The organism is Burkholderia sp. CpTa8-5 (genome assembly GCF_017815045.1).
Taxonomy (GTDB): Bacteria; Pseudomonadota; Gammaproteobacteria; order Burkholderiales; family Burkholderiaceae; genus Burkholderia; species Burkholderia sola.
In genome coordinates this window covers 1-15,165 of record NZ_JAGIQD010000052.1, presented here as the reverse complement: position 1 = coordinate 15,165, position 15,165 = coordinate 1, and the positions used below count along the sequence as shown (strand labels likewise).

Sequence of the window (15,165 nt, the reverse complement as noted above, 5' to 3'; positions counted from 1 at the left end):
TTCCAGATGTAGTTCACCGCACGGCTCTGCTTGTTGAGCAGTCCGTTGAGCGACTTCACGCGGTAGCGGTAGACAAGAATCATGCAGGTGATCCTAACCCGTGGAAGAAGCTGCCTGTCAACAGCACGCCGTCCCGTCCCGCCATCCGCCCCGAAGGAAGTCCCCTTGGGGGAAATGGCGGGGTTTATCGGAGCAAATTCTGATGAGAATCCTGGTAGTCAACGTCAACACGACCGAGTCGATCACCGACGCGATCGCCGCGCAGGCGCAGGCCGCCGCGTCGCCGGGCACGGAGATCGTCGGGCTCACGCCGCGCTTCGGCGCGGAGTCGATCGAAGGCAACTTCGAGAGCTACCTCGCGGCGATCGCCGTGATGGATCGCGTGCTGAGCTACGACGAACCGTACGACGCGGTGATCCAGGCCGGCTACGGCGAACACGGCCGCGAAGGGCTGCAGGAACTGCTGACGGTGCCCGTCGTCGACATCACCGAAGCGGCCGCGAGCATCGCGATGCTGCTCGGCCATCGCTACTCGGTCGTCACGACGCTCGACCGCACGGTGCCGCTGATCGAGGATCGCCTGAAGCTCGCCGGGCTCGATGCGCGCTGCGCGTCGGTGCGCGCGAGCGGCCTCGCGGTGCTGGAGCTCGACGAGAACCCGGCCCGCGCGATCGAATCGATCGTCGTCGAAGCGCAGCGCGCGGTGAAGGACGATCGCGCGGAAGTGATCTGCCTCGGCTGCGGCGGGATGGCCGGCCTCGACCGGCAGATCGAGGAATGCACGGGCGTGCCGGTCGTCGACGGCGTGTCGGCCGCGGTCGCGCTCGCCGAGTCGCTGGTGCGCCTGAAGCTGAAGACGTCGAAGGTCCGCACGTACGCGCCGCCGCGCCCGAAGCGGATCGTCGGCTGGCCGGGCACCTTCGCGAAATGACGGGCCGCCGGCCGGCCGCCGTGCGGCGCGCTCAGCCTGTCTCGCCGGCACGCATATCGGCATGCGGCACCCGCTAGACTCAACCGCCCCGCCCCGCGACGCGGGCGACGCCGCGGGCGCGCTCGACGTGCTCGATGCGCGGCTGATGCGCATCCTGCTCGTGCTGCTGACCGAGCGTACCGTGTCGCGCGCGGCCGTGCGCCTGAACATGTCGCAGCCGGCGACGAGCGCCGCGCTCAAGCGGCTGCGCACGCTGCTCGGCGATCCGCTGCTGGTGCGCAGCCGCTACGGGATGGTGCCGACCGAGTTCGGCGCGCGACTGATCGAGCCGCTGCGCAACGCGCTGCGCGTGATCGACTTCATCCGCGTCCAGCAGCCGACGTTCGACGCGCGCACGTCGGTGCGCACCTACCGGATCGGCTGCCCCGACTATCTGAACGTGCTGTTCGTGCCGAAGCTCGTCGCGCTGTTCCGCGAGCGTGCGCCGAACGCACAACTGGTGTTTCATCCGCTCGGCGACGGGTTCGACGACGAGCGCGCGCTGGCCGACGGCGAACTCGACGTCGTGATCGACAACCGGCCCGCACGCCGGTCGCGCTTCCGGCAGGACGACCTGTTCGACGACCGCGTCGTGTGCCTGATGCGCGCGACGCATCCGCTCGCGCGGCACGGCGCGATGACGGCCGCCGGGTTCGCGGCGGCGCCGCAGCTGTGCCCGACGCCGTCGTGGCTCGAAGCGTCCGGCGCGATCGACCGGCAGCTCGAACGCGTGAGCCTGCAGCGGCGCATCGTCGTCACGCTGCCGCATTTCGAACTCGCCGCGCATGCGCTGGTGCGCAGCGACCTGATCCTCACCACCACGTACCGGCTCGCGCGGCACTACGCGAAGCTGCTGCCGCTCGCCGCGGTCGCGCTGCCGGCCGAGCCGCCGGACATCGCGTACCGGATGACGTGGAACGAATCGGGCGCGTGCGCGGAAGGCGGTCGATGGCTGCGCGGGCTGATCGCGGAAGCGACGCGTGCATGGCTCGACGCCGACGCGATGCTGCCGGCGGTCGCCGCGGTCGCCGCCGTTGCCGCTTCCGGGGTCGATGCACACGCGCCGAAACCCGCGCCGGCCGTCACCGATCCGCCCGGGCTCGCCCAGCGCGCGCGCCGCAGACCGGGCACGCATTGTCATGCGTCGCCTCCGGCGCGCGTCGCACAGGCCGCACGCATTCGTCGCATCGCGACGAAGTCGCACTGATCGGCCCGAGCGTCCACGGCAGGATCGCGCACGACGTCATGCGCGTCCGCGCATCGGTTGCGCAAGCAACTTGTACGCAACGACGGCCGAACCGAGCGCGAGCACGCCGCTCACCGTCAACGCATCGGCGAATCCGCTCGCGAACGCGACGGGCGCGGCCTGCGCGAGCGCGCCGGCAGCCGACGGCGGCACGCGGCCGAGCGCCTGCGCGAGATCGCCGGCCAGCAGGCTCGACATGAACGATGCATCGGCGAACGCGCGCAGGCCGGGCGTCGCGGACAGCAGGCTGTCGAGCCGCGCATGCGTACTCGCCGCCAGCACCGCGCCGAGCACGCCGACGGCCGTCACGATCGCCGAGAAGCGCGTCGTCGTGCTGATGCCCGACGCCATGCCCGTGCGATCCGGCGGCACGCACGCCATGATCGCCTTCTGCGTGTCGCCGTTCATGATGCCCGCGCCGCATCCCGTCACGAACATGCCGAGCGCGACGAGCCGGTAGTCGCCGCTGGCCGTCAGCGCCGCGGTCGCAAGATTGCCCGCGCCGATCAGCGCGAGCCCGCCTGCCAGCACGCCGCCGGACGACACGCGCGCGGCGAGCGCCGCACCGAGCGACGGGCCGGCGATCATCGCGAACGCGAACGGCAGCATCCCGAGCCCGGCATCGATCGCCGACATCCCGAACGCGTTTTGCAGGTACAGCGGCAGGAACGTCATCATCACCTGCGCGCACGCCGCATAACCGAACATCGCGAGCACCGCGCCGACGAAGCGCGGCTGACGAAACAGCGCGAGATCGATCATCGGCCGCGCCTGCCAGCGCTCCGCGCCGACGAATGCCGCCAGCAGCGCGGCCGCGAGCGCGAGCCGGCCCAGCGTCGCGGCCGACAGCCAGCCGTGCGACGGCGCGCCGATCAGCGCCGCGATCGCACAGGCGAGCGCCGCGCCGAACAGCAGGCTGCCGGCCGCGTCCACGCGTTTCGCCTGCGGATCGTTCGATTCGTCGATCGCGACGCGCGCGCCGGCCGCCAGCAGCAGGCAGACCGGCAGGTTCAGCAGGAACACCCAGCGCCAGCCGATCCATTGCGTGATCGCCCCGCCGACGAGCGGCGCGATCGCCGTCGCGATCCCCATGCACATCCCCCAGATCGCCCACGCACGCGCCCGCTCGCGTCCGTCCGGGAAACGGTTCGCGATCACCGCGAGCGCGGCGGTCAGCAGCAGCGCGGCGCCGCCGCCCTTCACCGCGCGCGCGGCGATCAGCCAGCCGGCCGACGGCGCGATGCCGCAGCCGAGCGACGCGACGAAGAAGAGCGCGAGCCCCGCGAAAAGCATCCGCCGGCGCCCGAAGCGGTCGGCGAGCCCGCCGGCCGGCAGCAGGCACGCGGCGAATGCGGTCATGTACGCGCTCACGACCCATTCGATATCGGCGAAGCTCGCGTGAAAGCCGCGCGCGATGCTCGGCAGCGAGACGGCCACGACGTTCGTGTCGAGCACGATCAGCGCGCAGGTCGCGGACGCGACGGCGAGCGTCGCGGCGGCAGGCAAGTTGCCGCCGGCGCGCGAAGCGGCAGCCGCGCTCGCGCGCGACGCCGGTGAAGACTGGGACATCGGCCACTCCGGAACAGGATGAACGAGCCGTATGCTAGGCTTGCCCGCTATTGCCTGTCATTGACATTTCAATGCCGTTTCATTGACGAAAATTGCAACCATGAGCCAGCTCGAATTCCGTCACGTACGCGCCTTCCTGAGCGTCGCGCAACATCTGCACTTCGCACGCGCGGCCGACGCGCTCGACATGGCGCCGCCCGCGCTCACGCGGCAGATCCAGGAAGCCGAGCGCGTGCTCGGCGTGCGGCTCTTTCACCGGTCGCGCCGCGCGGTCACGCTGAGCGCGGCCGGCGAAGCCTATCTCGCGGAAGCGCGCGCCGCGTTCGACCATCTGCAGCGCGGCAGCGAACTCGCCGCACTGGCCGAACGCGGCGAACTCGGCCGGATCGAGATCGGCTATGTGTCGTCGGCCGTCTATTCGGGCACGCTGCAGCGCACGGTCGGCGCGTTCCGCACCGCGCACCCGCGCATCGAGCTGAACCTGCGCGAAGTGCCGATGGACGACGTCGCGAACCAGCTCGACGCGGGCCGCCTCGACCTCGCGTACGTGCGCCCGCCGTTGCCGCTGCCCGGCGGCCTGCGGATCGTCACGCTGCAGCGCGACGTGTTCGTCGCGGCCGTGCCGGCCGATTCGCGCCATGCGGCGATGGCAGCCGTGCGCGCGGCGGACCTCGCCGACGCGCGCTTCGCGGTGCCCGAACAGGAGCTCGGCACGCTCGAAGTCGCGCGCCGCGGCCGCTTCGCGCCGGTCGTGGCCGCGCGGCCGGGCGGCCTGCTGGCGGTGCTCGCGTGCGTGTCGGTGAACGGCTGCGTCGCGGTGATTCCCGATGCGCTCGCCGCTTGCGTGTCGCTGCCGGGCGTCGTGTACCGGCCAATCGCCGGCAAGCCGATCATGTCGGCGCTCGCACTTGCGCACCGGCGGTTCGAAAAGGCGCCCGCCGTGCGGGCGTTCCTGCGGACGATCCGGCCGGCCGCGTAACGCTTGCGCGCACGCGCCAGCGCGTCGGGTCCGCGTTGGCGAAGCGACCGTCGCCGCGCGAATATGCATTCCACGATTCGATGTTTGTCGGCCGGAAACCGATTCCGTAACCTGCCCGGCAGCCGCGCCGCCCGCGCGCGGATCACCGAGGACACGCCGCCGATGACCCACTCCTTCGCCACCGCGCGCCGCCGCACGCTACAGCGCCTTGCCGCCCTCGCCGCCGCGCCGCTCGCGGGCGGCCTCGCGCTGCCCGCCCGCGCGGCCGGCGACGACCTGTCGGGCGTCACGCTCGTCCTCGGCGACCAGGCCGGCGGCCTGCGGGCGCTGGCCGAAGCCGCGCGCGTGCTCGACGGCGCGCCGTACCGGTTCCGCTGGGCCAACTTCCAGGGCGCCGCGCCGCTGTTCGAAGCGCAGCGCGCGGGCGCGATCGACCTCGCACCGGCCGGCGACCTGCCGGTCCTGACGGCCGCGCTCGGCGATCCGTCGTTGCGGATCGTCGCGACGCGCGTCGGCTCGCCGACGTCGCTCGGCATCGTCGTGCAGCCCGACTCGCCGGTTCGCACGGTGGCCGACCTGAAAGGGCACACCGTCGTCGTGTCGTCGGCGCGCGGCAGCATCTCGCAATACCAGTTGTACGGCGCGCTGCGCGAACACGGGCTCGCGCCGCGCGACGTCGACGTGCGCTTCGTGCTGCCGGTCGACGCGTTCGCCGCGTTCGAGGCGAAGCGGATCGGCATCTGGGCCACGTTCGATCCGTACTACGGGCATGCGGTGCGACGCGGCGCGCGCATCGTCCGCGACGGCAGCGGCATCAATTCGGGGCTCGCGTTCCTCACGTCGCCGGTCGACACGCTCGACGATCGCGGCAAGCGCGCGGCGCTGGCGGACGTGCTCGCACGGCTCGCCCGGGCGGGCCAATGGGCGCTCGCGCACCCGGCCGACTACGCGAGCGTCTATGCGTCGCTCACGCGCCTGCCGCCCGACGCGGCCACCGATATCGCGCGCCGGGCCGCGCTCGCGCAACGCAGCCTCAGCGACGCCGACATCGCCGTGCTGCAGCGCGTCGCCGATCGCGCGGCGGCGGACGCGATCCTGCCGCGCCGCGTCGACGTCGCGTCGATCGCCGTCCGGCAGGTGTCCGCCTGAGCGACGCGGCGCGAGGACGTGCTCAGCGCGGCCGCGCCATATCGAGATCCGGCACGTCGTCGCCGAACGTCGACGCGACGAGCGTGCGCATCGCGGCGATCAGCAGCGTCGGCCCCGACTGGTTGAACGTGCAGCGCTCGCCCGCGGCCGGCACGGCGCGGTGCAGCACGGCATGCCACGCGCCCCGCCCGCCGTCGCGCTCGAACGCGGCGAACGGCAGCCGCTCGACGATCGGGCCGCCGTCCGCCCACGACGACGACGGCGCGAACGACGTCGGGACGCCGCCCGGTTCGCGGATCACCGTGCATCGCGACGTGTCGATGCGCGGGGCGACGAGGTCTTCCGCCATCGCCACCCAGTAATCGAGCGTCGCGCCTGCCAGGTCCTGCACTTGCATGACTGTCTCCGTATGACCGTTGTCTTGAACGACGTCCTGGCCGTTGTCCATGCAGCCGCAAGGACGGCTCGCCTACGTGACAGGGTTTCGTCCCCTGTCGCGCTGCGATAAGCATAGTTCAAATCGTTTCTTGTCCGCCCCGGACACGTCATCGAGAATGATTCGACGGACCGACACCCGGCACCGCCGCCCCAAACGTACTCCTGACCGATCGATTCATGCTCCCACTGCGCCTGCTGCGATCGCTGCTGATCGCGTCCCTTATTGCGTTGCCGGCCGCCGCCGCGCACGCGGACAAACCCGCCACCATCCGCATCGGCGTCGCCCAGCAAGGCGCCGGCGATCCGCCGACGTTCGGCGGATCGAGCGCCGCCACCGTGCAGTTGCAGCAGCTCGTCGAAAAGGAATTCGCTGCCGACGGCATCAAGGTGGAATGGCTGTTCTTCAAGGGTGCGGGCCCGGCCGTCAACGAGGCGATCGCGAACAAGGCGCTCGACTTCGCGTACCAGGGCGACCTGCCGGCCGTACTCGCACGCTCGAACGGTATCAAGACGCGCCTGCTGCTCGCCGCGAGCGTACGCTCGGGCATCAAGATCGCGGTGCCGCCCGGCTCCGCGATCCGCTCGATCAAGGACCTGAAGGACCGCCGCGTGTCGATCTTCCGCGGCACCAACCTGCAGCTCGTCGCCGACAACGCGCTCGCGAAGAACGGCCTCGGCGAACGCGACCTGCGCGTGATCAACCTCGACGCCGCCAGCTCGCTCGCCGCGCTCGCGTCGAAAGGCATCGATGCGTCGGTCGGCGACTACGCGCTCTACAAGCTGCGCGACGCGGGCCTCGCGAAGATCATCTACGAGTCGCAGAACGACGGCCCGCAACTGACGCGCCAGACCCACCTGCTGGTGCTCGACGATTTCGACCGCGCGCACCCGGACATCGTGCAGCGCGTCGTCACCGCGTTCGTGAAGGGCGCGCAATGGTCGTCGGACGAGGCGAACCGCGATGCGCTGTTCAAGCTGTGGGCGAAAAGCGGCGTGCCGTATTCGTCGTGGCAGGCCGACTATGCGAACCAGCGCCTGAAGGACCGCCTGTCCCCGCTGATCGATCCGTTCGTCGTCGCGCGCTACAAGGCCGTGGCTCAAGATGCGCTGAACCTGAAGCTGATCCGCCAGCCGGTCGACGTCGACGGCTGGTTCGAGCCGAAGTATCTCGACAATGCGTTGCGCACGTTGAAGCTCGAACACTACTGGCCGCGCTACGACGCCGCCGGCAAGCCCCTCTCCTGACCGGACCATCCCGATGAGCGACACCGCGTTTTCCGTCACGACGACCGAACCGCACACGCTCGCCGTGCCGCCGCGCCGCGCGGTCGTGCTGAAACGGCTCGCGTGGCAGCTCGCCCCGTGGGTGCTGCCCGCGCTGCTGTTCGCGCTGTGGAGCGTCGGCAGCGCGCGCGGCTGGATCGCGCCGCAAATCCTGCCGCCGCCCGAACGGGTGGTCGACACGCTGGCCGAGCTCGCGTCGAGCGGCGATCTCGTGCGCCACACGCTGATCAGCCTGCAGCGCGTGCTCGTCGGCTTCGCGGCCGGCACGCTGCTCGGTGTAGCGATCGGCGTCGCGCTCGGGCTGTCGCGCACGCTGGAAGCCTACGTGCTGCCGAGCTTCAACGCGCTCGTGCAGATTCCGGTGCTCGGCTGGCTGCCGTTCCTGCTGCTGCTCGTCGGCGTCGGCGAGCCGCTGAAGTACCTGCTGATCGCGCATGCGGCGCTCGTCCCGGTCACGCTGAGTACGTTGCAGGGGTTTCGCCAGGCACCGCCCGCCCTCGACGAAGTCGCGCGCGGGTTCGGCTACACGCGCCGGCAACGGATCGTCCACGTCGTGCTGCCAGCCGCGATCCCGACGCTCGCGACCGGCGTGCGGCTCGCGTTCACGAAGTCGTGGCTCGCGCTCGTCGTGGTCGAACTCGTCGCGTCGTCCGAAGGGCTCGGCTACCTGATCGTGTACGGGCGGCAACTGTTCCAGCTCGATCTCGTGATGGCGGCCGTCGTCGTGGTCGGCGCGGTCGGCCTGCTGATCAACCGGGCGCTCGACGCGCTCGAAGCGCGCCTGCGCCGCGGCGTGCCGTCCGCGTTTCGCGGCTGAACCGCCCTCGAAGGAGAATCGCCCGTGCCGCATGCCGCTACACCGTCGCTCACAGCGCCTACCACGACCGCCCGCCGCCTGCATGCGCCCGACTGGCGCGGCGTCGTGCTGCCGCTCGCCGCGTTTGCGTGCTGGTGGGCCCTCGCTTCCGCACACCTCGTGAAAAGCGGGCTGTTCGTCGGCCCGGCCGACGTGCTGCACACCGCGTGGGCGCAGGCCACGAGCGGCGCGCTCGGCCGCGCGTTGTCGGCGTCGCTCGCGCGCGAAGCGTGCGGGTTCGCGATCGGCGCGACGGGCGGGCTGTTACTCGGCGCCGTGCTCGGGCTGTCGCGCGTCGCCGCGCGGATGGTCGGCCCGAGCTTCGACACGTTCAAGCAGATCTCGCTGTTCGCGTGGATTCCGCTGATTTCCGTGTGGTTCGGCCTCGGCGACGTCGCGAAGGTCGTGTTCCTGTCGCTCGCCGCGCTGCTGCCCGTCGCCGCCCATACCTGCGACGGCATTCACGCGGTGCCGCGCACGTATGTCGACGTCGCCCGCGCGCTGCGCTACTCGCGGCTTCAGCTGATCGGCTACGTGATACTGCCGGCCGCGTTGCCGTCGATCTTCACCGGCCTGTATCTCGGCCTGATCTATTCGTGGCTCGCGACGCTCGGCGCCGAATACCTGCTCGTCGCCGGCAGCGGGATCGGCAACACGCTGATCGACGGCAGCGAGCAGTTCCGGATGGATCTCGTGCTGTTCGGGATCATCGTCGTCGGCGTGACCGGCTGGGCACTGAACGCGACCGCGCGGGCGATCGAACGCAAGGTGCTGGCCCGGCGCGGCGACCTCGCGCGCTGAGCGCCCTTTCCTTCCGTTTCGCATCCTTTTCCGTACCGCCATGACGACTCTCGCCTCCGATTCGCTCGACATCCTCCATGTCAGCAAGCACTACGCGCAACGCGGCGCGGCGCTCGCCGTGCTCGACGACGTGTCGCTGCACGTGCGCGCCGGCGAATTCGTCACGATCGTCGGCGCCAGCGGCTGCGGCAAGTCGACGCTGCTGCGGCTCGTCGCCGGGCTCGACACCGATTACACCGGCGAAATCCGCGCCGGCGGCGAGCGCGTGCGCGACACGTCGCTGCAGCGCGGTATCGTGTTCCAGGATCACCGGCTGTTCCCGTGGCTGACCGTCGAACAGAACATCGGCGCCGCGCTGCGCAACGCGCCGCTGGACGCCGCCGCGAAACGGCGCGCGATCGCGGAGCACATCGCGCTCGTCGGGCTGAACGGCTTCGAGCACGCGTTTCCGAACCAGTTGTCGGGCGGGATGGCGCAGCGCGTCGCGATCGCGCGCGGTCTCGTGAACCGCCCGCGCGTGCTGCTGCTCGACGAACCGTTCGGCGCGCTCGACGCGCAGACCCGCGCGAAGATGCAGAACGAACTGCTGCGCATCTGGGAACAGGAGCGCATCACGATGCTCCTCGTCACGCACGACGTCGACGAAGCCGTCTATCTCGGCGACCGCGTCGTCACGATGGCGCCGCGTCCGGGACGCATCGCGCGCATCGTCGACGTCGCGCTGCCGCGGCCGCGCCGGCGCGATTCGCCGGCATTCGCGCGCTTGCGCGACACGGTGCTCGCCGATTTCGACGACAGCGAACCGCCGGATGACGACGGTTCGGGCGGCAAGCGCATCGACACGGCGCGCCCGCACCGGATCGGCGAATGGCGGCTCGCGTGGTGATCGCATGACGCGCCGATTCGCTCAGCACCACGACACATATCGATCATCGCAGCGCGCACGCTAAGGTTGTGACGATTCATCGGTTCCGGTTCCGCGCCGCGCCTGCTTGAATGGAGACTCGACCGACCCGACTCCCAGGAGACTCCCGATGTCCGATGTCCAGCACGCCGCCCACTCGTCTTCGCCTGCTTCGCACGCCGCGCCGCGCACGGCCGCCGTCCCGCTTCAGCTTCGCCAGATCGCCGGCCGGATCGGCGCCGAGATTGCCGGCGTGCGGCTGTCGGCCACCCTCGACGACGCGACGTTCGACGCGATCAACGCCGCGCTGCTACGCCACAAGGTGCTGTTCTTCCGCGGCCAGCACCATCTCGACGACACCGCGCAGGAAGCGTTCGCCCGCCGCTTCGGCGACACGGTCGCGCACCCGACCGTGCCGTCCGTCGACGGCAGCGCGGCGCTGCTCGAACTCGATTCCGCGCACGGCGCACGCGCCAATTCGTGGCACACCGACGTGACCTTCGTCGATGCGTACCCGAAGATCTCGATTCTGCGCGCGGTCGTGATCCCGCCGTTCGGCGGCGACACCGTCTGGGCCAACACGGCCGCCGCGTATGCGCATCTGCCCGATTCGCTGCGCGCGCTCGCCGACACGCTGTGGGCACTGCATACGAACGCGTACGACTATGCGTCGACGCACGTGCACGCCGACGATACGCAACTGAAGCGCTACCGCGAAGTGTTCACGTCGACCGTCTACGAAACCGAGCATCCGGTCGTGCGCGTGCATCCGGAAACCGGCGAGCGCGCGCTCGTGCTCGGGCACTTCGTGCAGCGGCTCAAGGGGCTGTCTGCGCAGGATTCCGCGCATCTGCTGCAGGTGTTCCACGAGCACGTGACGCGCCTCGAGAACACCGTGCGCTGGAACTGGCAGGAAGGCGACGTCGCGATCTGGGACAACCGCGCGACCCAGCACTACGCGATCAACGACTACGGCGATGCGCGCCGCGTCGTGCGCCGCGCGACCGTTCACGGCGACGTGCCGGTCGGCATCGACGGCCGCCAGAGCGTCCTGCTCAAGGGGCCGGGCGCCACGCTGCAATAACGTCGGCGTCCCGCGACGGCGCCGTCTCCCGCGCGCCGTCGCGCTCCTTGCTGGAGGACAACCGCCATGAAGCTCGCACCACCGGACCGACACTTGCACGCGCAACGATGTCGTTCCTCCGTCCCGTTCACTTCCGCCCGGAGCGTCGCATGAGCGCCCTACTCGAACCCGCCGCCCAACCGGTCGACGTGATTCCGCTGTCCGCCCATATCGGCGCGGAAATCCGCGGCGTCGACCTCACGCAACCGTTGACCACGCCGCAGATCGCGGCGATCCGCGCCGCGCTGCTGAAATGGCGCGTGATCTTCTTCCGCGAACAATTCCTCACGCACGAGCAGCATGTCGCGTTCTCCGCGCAGTTCGGCGAGCCGACCGTCGGCCACCCGGTGTTCGGGCACGTCGACGGCCATCCGGCCGTCTATTCGATCGCGAAGCATCGCAAGGCGACGCGCTTCGAAGGCGAGCCGGTGCGCCGGCCCTGGACCGGCTGGCATACCGACGTGACCGCCGCCGTGAATCCGCCGTGGGCGTCGATCCTGCGCGGCGTGACGATCCCGCCGTACGGCGGCGACACGCACTGGACCAACCTCGTGCGCGCGTACGAAACGCTGTCCGCGCCGCTGCGCGGCTTCGTCGACACGCTGCGCGGCATCCATCGCTTTACGCCGCCGCCCGGCGCGCGCGCGACCGGCGCCTTCGACGACGCGGTCGAGCGCCGCCCGCTCGTGACCGAACATCCGCTCGTGCGCGTGCATCCGGAGACCGGCGAACGCGCGCTGTACGTGAGCCCGAGTTTCCTGAAATCGATCGTCGGGCTGACGCCGCGCGAGAGCCAGGCGCTGCTCGAACTGCTGTGGGAGCACGTGACGCGGCCGGAATTCACGATCCGCTTCAAGTGGGAGCCGCGCAGCATCGCGTTCTGGGACAACCGTGCGACCGCGCATCTCGCGCCCGTCGACAGCTTCGATCTCGACTTCGACCGCCAGCTGTATCGCACGACGCTCATCGGCGACGTGCCGGTCGGCCCCGACGGCAGGCCATCGGTCGCGCTCGAAGGCACGCCGGTCGAAACCGCGGCCGCCGTCCCACTCAACTGATGCGGCAAACTCCGGTGCGCCCGCGGCGCGCCGGCCCCGCTTCGATCAATCGAGCCATACGCCGTCGAACCGGTGCCCGCCGAGCGGCGAGAACGTCAGCCCGTGTACGCGTTTCGAGATCGGCAGCGACACGATCGACGTCGCGATCGGCGTGAATGGCACCTGGTCCTTGAACACCACCTGCGCCTGCTCGTACAGCGCCGTGCGCTTCGCGACGTCCCCGTTCGAACGCGCGGCGGTCACGAGTTGCTCGAAGTCCTTGTTGCACCACTTCGCGAGATTGCTGCCGTGCACCGCGTCGCAGCCGAGCAGCGTGCCGAGCCAGTTGTCGGGGTCGCCGTTGTCGCCCGACCAGCCGTACAGGATCGCGTCGTGCTGGCCGTCGTGCTTCGCACGGCGGTTGTATTCGCCCCATTCGTAACTGACGATCTTCGCGCGCACGCCGATCTTCGCCCAGTCCTGCTGGATCAGTTGCGCCATCAGCTGCGCGTTCGGGTTGTACGGGCGCTGCACGGGCATCGCCCACAGCGTCAGGTCGAAGCCGTTCGGGAAGCCGGCCTGCGCGAGCAGCGCCTTCGCGGCGGCCGGATCGCGCGGCGCATCCTTCAGACGCTGGTTGTACGACCATTGCGCGGGCGGCATCGGGTTCGTCGCGATCGTCGCGTCGCCGTTGAACACGGTCTTGACGATCGCCGTCTTGTCGATCGCGATGTCGAGCGCGCGCCGCACGTCGACGCGATCGAGCGGCGGATGCTGCGTGTTGTACGCGACGAAGCCGACGTTGAAGCCCGTCCCCGAAAACAGCGTCAGTTTCGGATCGCGCCGCACGGTCTCGAGGTCGGCCGGCCGCGGAAACGCCGACACCTGGCACTCGCCGGCCACGAGCTTCTGCAATCGCGCGGCCGGATCGGGCGTGATCGCGAACACGAGGCGCGCGAGCTTCACGTCGTCCGGCTTCCAGTAGTCGGGATTCGCGTCGTAGCGGATCAACGCGTCCTTCTGGTACGTACGCAGCACGAACGGCCCCGTGCCGACCGGGAACTGGTTGATGTCCGACTCGCGATGGCGCGCGGCGAGCTGCCCCGCATAGTCGGCCGACAGCACCGACGCGAACGCCATCGCGAGATTGCGCACGAACACGACGTCGGGCGACTTCAGCACGAAGCGCACCGTGTAGTCGTCGACCTTCTCGATACGCTCGACGTTGTGGTCGAAGCCGAGATCGCTGAAATACGGGAAGCTGACCGGATAAGCCCTGCGGAACGGGTCGTCCGGATCGAGCATCCGGCGGAACGTGAACACGACGTCGTCGGCCTGGAACGGCCGCGTCGGCGTGAACCACGCGGTCGTATGAAATTTCACGCCGCGCCGCAGATGGAACGTGATCGTGCGCTGGTCGGGCGACACGTCCCAGCTCGTCGCGAGCGCCGGTTCGAGATCGAGCGTGCCGCGCTTGAACTGCACGAGCCCGTTGTAAACCGGGTACGTGCTCGCATCGAAATCGGTGCTCGTCGTGTGCTGGCCGGGATCGAAGCCGGCGGGGCTGCCTTCGGTGCAGTACACGAGTGTCTTGCCTGCCGGCGCCGCGAGTGCGTGCGTCGCGGCGCCGGCCAGCAGCAGCGACGCGGCGATGCAGCGGAGCGCGACAGCGGCAGGCGATACGCCGCGCGAACGGCGCGCGGCTGACGAAACGAAAGGATTCTTCATGGTGGCAAAGGGAAGAAAGAGGTGTCATGCGAATGACGACCGTCGATCTTCGCGCGCCGCCCGCCGATCGCTTACCAATTAATTCCGCGTTGCTTATCGTCGCGGATGCATCCCGCTGCCGCTGCATCGGAATGGCCATGCGAGCGCCGTGGACATGCCGAATACCGTTGCGGCCGGCCGCCCCGGGCGTGCGCATCGAAACCATTCGCGCCGCCGGTCTTCCGGCCCTCTGCAGGTTCTCCGGAATGGGTGCATCGTATCGGTTGGCCGACGCCGGCATCGGCGCGCGGGAATCCGCCCGACGTGCACATGTCGGCACGGCGCGTCCGTGCGCGCCGCTCTTCCTGGAGGACCCAGATGTCGATCAACCCCGATACGCCCTCTCGTCCCGTGAAGTCGCCGGGCCCCGATCACCCGATCCTGATCGAACCGCATTCGTCGCGCGTGATCGTGAAGGTCGCCGGCAAGGTCGTCGCCGATACGCGCCATGCGCTGGTGCTGCGCGAGGCCAGCTATCCGGCGGTGCTGTACATTCCGCGCGAGGATGCCGACATGTCGCTGCTCGAACGCACCGACCACGCGACCTACTGCCCGTACAAGGGCGATTGCGCGTACTACTCGATTCCGGCCGGCGGCGAACGCTCGACCAACGCGGTGTGGACGTACGAGCATCCGAATCCGGCCGTCGAATCGATTCGCGGGCACCTCGCGTTCTATCCGGACCGCGTCGATTCGATCGAGGAAAGCCTGCTCGTCACCGCGTGAGCGCGGCGGCGCCCCGCCGCGTCACCGTTCACGCATCGTCCGGCCGCTGATTTGCATATGCGGATTCATTGGTTGGCCGCCGTCCCGCCGGGCCGTATCGTCTCGACTCCGGCGCGGGCCGGCCCGTTGCGCGCGTCGCCCGCATCCGGCCCGGTCCCGCGCCGGCCGCGCCGCCTTCGCGCGCGCCCCGTGAACCCGCCAGCAGGACGCCTTAGGGCGTGTTCACGCTAATAACGGGTTTGCGAACGTGCCTTTCCGCCCGCAGTGCAAGGAGTAAGGAGCGCCGTTTGGCCGTGCCAAACAAGCGACGCACGAC

15 protein-coding genes are annotated in these 15,165 nt (G+C 70.0%); 12 read left to right on the top strand and 3 right to left on the bottom strand.

Features of this window, described 5'->3' with window-relative positions; all coding sequences use genetic code 11:
• From J8I35_RS34910 to J8I35_RS34020, 3 genes are all read left to right on the top strand, one after another.
• Positions 1-203: hypothetical protein (locus J8I35_RS34910; protein WP_280885129.1), on the top strand; the 203-nt coding region annotated here is incomplete at its 5' end.
• Positions 203-931: an aspartate/glutamate racemase family protein gene (locus J8I35_RS34025; RefSeq protein ID WP_050017359.1), complete on the top strand. Its 729-nt coding sequence runs from the start codon at positions 203-205 to the stop codon at positions 929-931. The genes J8I35_RS34910 and J8I35_RS34025, both read left to right, overlap by 1 nt.
• Positions 932-992: 61 nt before the next feature.
• Positions 993-2,177, top strand: a complete 1,185-nt coding sequence (locus J8I35_RS34020) for a LysR family transcriptional regulator (RefSeq protein ID WP_209929351.1) — start codon at positions 993-995, stop codon at positions 2,175-2,177.
• Positions 2,178-2,213: 36 nt separating this feature from the next.
• On the opposite strand, the gene J8I35_RS34015 is transcribed toward J8I35_RS34020, so the two are convergent.
• The gene (locus J8I35_RS34015) at positions 2,214-3,785 is read right to left on the bottom strand and encodes an MFS transporter (protein WP_209929350.1); all 1,572 of its coding nucleotides are present in this window, start codon (positions 3,783-3,785) and stop codon (positions 2,214-2,216) included.
• A gap of 100 nt (positions 3,786-3,885) precedes the next feature.
• Between J8I35_RS34015 and J8I35_RS34010 the strand changes: the two genes are divergently transcribed.
• Together J8I35_RS34010 and J8I35_RS34005 are read left to right on the top strand one after the other, a co-directional pair.
• Positions 3,886-4,764 (top strand): LysR family transcriptional regulator, encoded by an 879-nt coding sequence (locus J8I35_RS34010; RefSeq protein ID WP_209929349.1) that lies wholly within the window; start codon positions 3,886-3,888, stop codon positions 4,762-4,764.
• 162 nt (positions 4,765-4,926) lie between these two features.
• Positions 4,927-5,913, top strand: coding sequence for an ABC transporter substrate-binding protein (locus J8I35_RS34005; protein ID WP_089489736.1), 987 nt, complete (start codon positions 4,927-4,929; stop codon positions 5,911-5,913).
• Between the two features lie 22 nt (positions 5,914-5,935).
• On the opposite strand, the gene J8I35_RS34000 is transcribed toward J8I35_RS34005, so the two are convergent.
• Complete coding sequence (locus J8I35_RS34000) at positions 5,936-6,310, bottom strand: phage protein NinX family protein (protein WP_124554069.1); 375 nt, start codon at positions 6,308-6,310, stop codon at positions 5,936-5,938.
• A gap of 218 nt (positions 6,311-6,528) precedes the next feature.
• Between J8I35_RS34000 and J8I35_RS33995 the strand changes: the two genes are divergently transcribed.
• The 6 genes from J8I35_RS33995 (at position 6,529) to J8I35_RS33970 (ending at position 12,377) form a co-directional block, all read left to right on the top strand.
• Positions 6,529-7,596 carry an ABC transporter substrate-binding protein gene (locus tag J8I35_RS33995; RefSeq protein WP_089489242.1) on the top strand — a complete coding sequence of 356 codons (1,068 nt, stop codon included), beginning with the start codon at positions 6,529-6,531 and terminating at the stop codon, positions 7,594-7,596.
• Positions 7,597-7,609: 13 nt separating this feature from the next.
• Entirely contained in the window at positions 7,610-8,452 is an 843-nt protein-coding gene (locus J8I35_RS33990; RefSeq protein WP_050017353.1) for an ABC transporter permease, read from the top strand.
• A 24-nt stretch (positions 8,453-8,476) separates the two neighbouring features.
• Entirely contained in the window at positions 8,477-9,292 is an 816-nt protein-coding gene (locus J8I35_RS33985) for an ABC transporter permease (protein ID WP_050017352.1), read from the top strand.
• 40 nt (positions 9,293-9,332) lie between these two features.
• The gene (locus tag J8I35_RS33980; protein WP_050017351.1) at positions 9,333-10,178 is read left to right on the top strand and encodes an ABC transporter ATP-binding protein; all 846 of its coding nucleotides are present in this window, start codon (positions 9,333-9,335) and stop codon (positions 10,176-10,178) included.
• 148 nt (positions 10,179-10,326) lie between these two features.
• On the top strand, positions 10,327-11,280 hold the full coding sequence (locus tag J8I35_RS33975) for a TauD/TfdA family dioxygenase (protein WP_209929348.1): 954 nt from the start codon (positions 10,327-10,329) through the stop codon (positions 11,278-11,280).
• A 149-nt stretch (positions 11,281-11,429) separates the two neighbouring features.
• A complete protein-coding gene (locus tag J8I35_RS33970; protein WP_209929347.1) occupies positions 11,430-12,377 on the top strand; it encodes a TauD/TfdA family dioxygenase in 948 nt (315 codons plus the stop codon).
• A 45-nt stretch (positions 12,378-12,422) separates the two neighbouring features.
• On the opposite strand, the gene J8I35_RS33965 is transcribed toward J8I35_RS33970, so the two are convergent.
• Positions 12,423-14,084 carry an ABC transporter substrate-binding protein gene (locus tag J8I35_RS33965; RefSeq protein ID WP_209929346.1) on the bottom strand — a complete coding sequence of 554 codons (1,662 nt, stop codon included), beginning with the start codon at positions 14,082-14,084 and terminating at the stop codon, positions 12,423-12,425.
• Positions 14,085-14,441: 357 nt separating this feature from the next.
• Here J8I35_RS33965 and J8I35_RS33960 point away from each other — a divergent pair, with 357 nt between their 5' ends.
• Positions 14,442-14,849 (top strand): DUF427 domain-containing protein, encoded by a 408-nt coding sequence (locus J8I35_RS33960; protein WP_050017347.1) that lies wholly within the window; start codon positions 14,442-14,444, stop codon positions 14,847-14,849.
• Positions 14,850-15,165 lie beyond the last annotated feature (316 nt).

Coding starts and splice junctions, on each gene's coding strand:
- J8I35_RS34025 (WP_050017359.1), top strand. CDS start 203: ATGAGAATCCTGGTAGTCAACGTCAACACGACCGAGTCGATCACCGAC.
- J8I35_RS34020 (WP_209929351.1), top strand. CDS start 993: ATGCGGCACCCGCTAGACTCAACCGCCCCGCCCCGCGACGCGGGCGAC.
- J8I35_RS34015 (WP_209929350.1), bottom strand. CDS start 3,785: ATGTCCCAGTCTTCACCGGCGTCGCGCGCGAGCGCGGCTGCCGCTTCG.
- J8I35_RS34010 (WP_209929349.1), top strand. CDS start 3,886: ATGAGCCAGCTCGAATTCCGTCACGTACGCGCCTTCCTGAGCGTCGCG.
- J8I35_RS34005 (WP_089489736.1), top strand. CDS start 4,927: ATGACCCACTCCTTCGCCACCGCGCGCCGCCGCACGCTACAGCGCCTT.
- J8I35_RS34000 (WP_124554069.1), bottom strand. CDS start 6,310: ATGCAAGTGCAGGACCTGGCAGGCGCGACGCTCGATTACTGGGTGGCG.
- J8I35_RS33995 (WP_089489242.1), top strand. CDS start 6,529: ATGCTCCCACTGCGCCTGCTGCGATCGCTGCTGATCGCGTCCCTTATT.
- J8I35_RS33990 (WP_050017353.1), top strand. CDS start 7,610: ATGAGCGACACCGCGTTTTCCGTCACGACGACCGAACCGCACACGCTC.
- J8I35_RS33980 (WP_050017351.1), top strand. CDS start 9,333: ATGACGACTCTCGCCTCCGATTCGCTCGACATCCTCCATGTCAGCAAG.
- J8I35_RS33975 (WP_209929348.1), top strand. CDS start 10,327: ATGTCCGATGTCCAGCACGCCGCCCACTCGTCTTCGCCTGCTTCGCAC.
- J8I35_RS33970 (WP_209929347.1), top strand. CDS start 11,430: ATGAGCGCCCTACTCGAACCCGCCGCCCAACCGGTCGACGTGATTCCG.
- J8I35_RS33965 (WP_209929346.1), bottom strand. CDS start 14,084: ATGAAGAATCCTTTCGTTTCGTCAGCCGCGCGCCGTTCGCGCGGCGTA.
- J8I35_RS33960 (WP_050017347.1), top strand. CDS start 14,442: ATGTCGATCAACCCCGATACGCCCTCTCGTCCCGTGAAGTCGCCGGGC.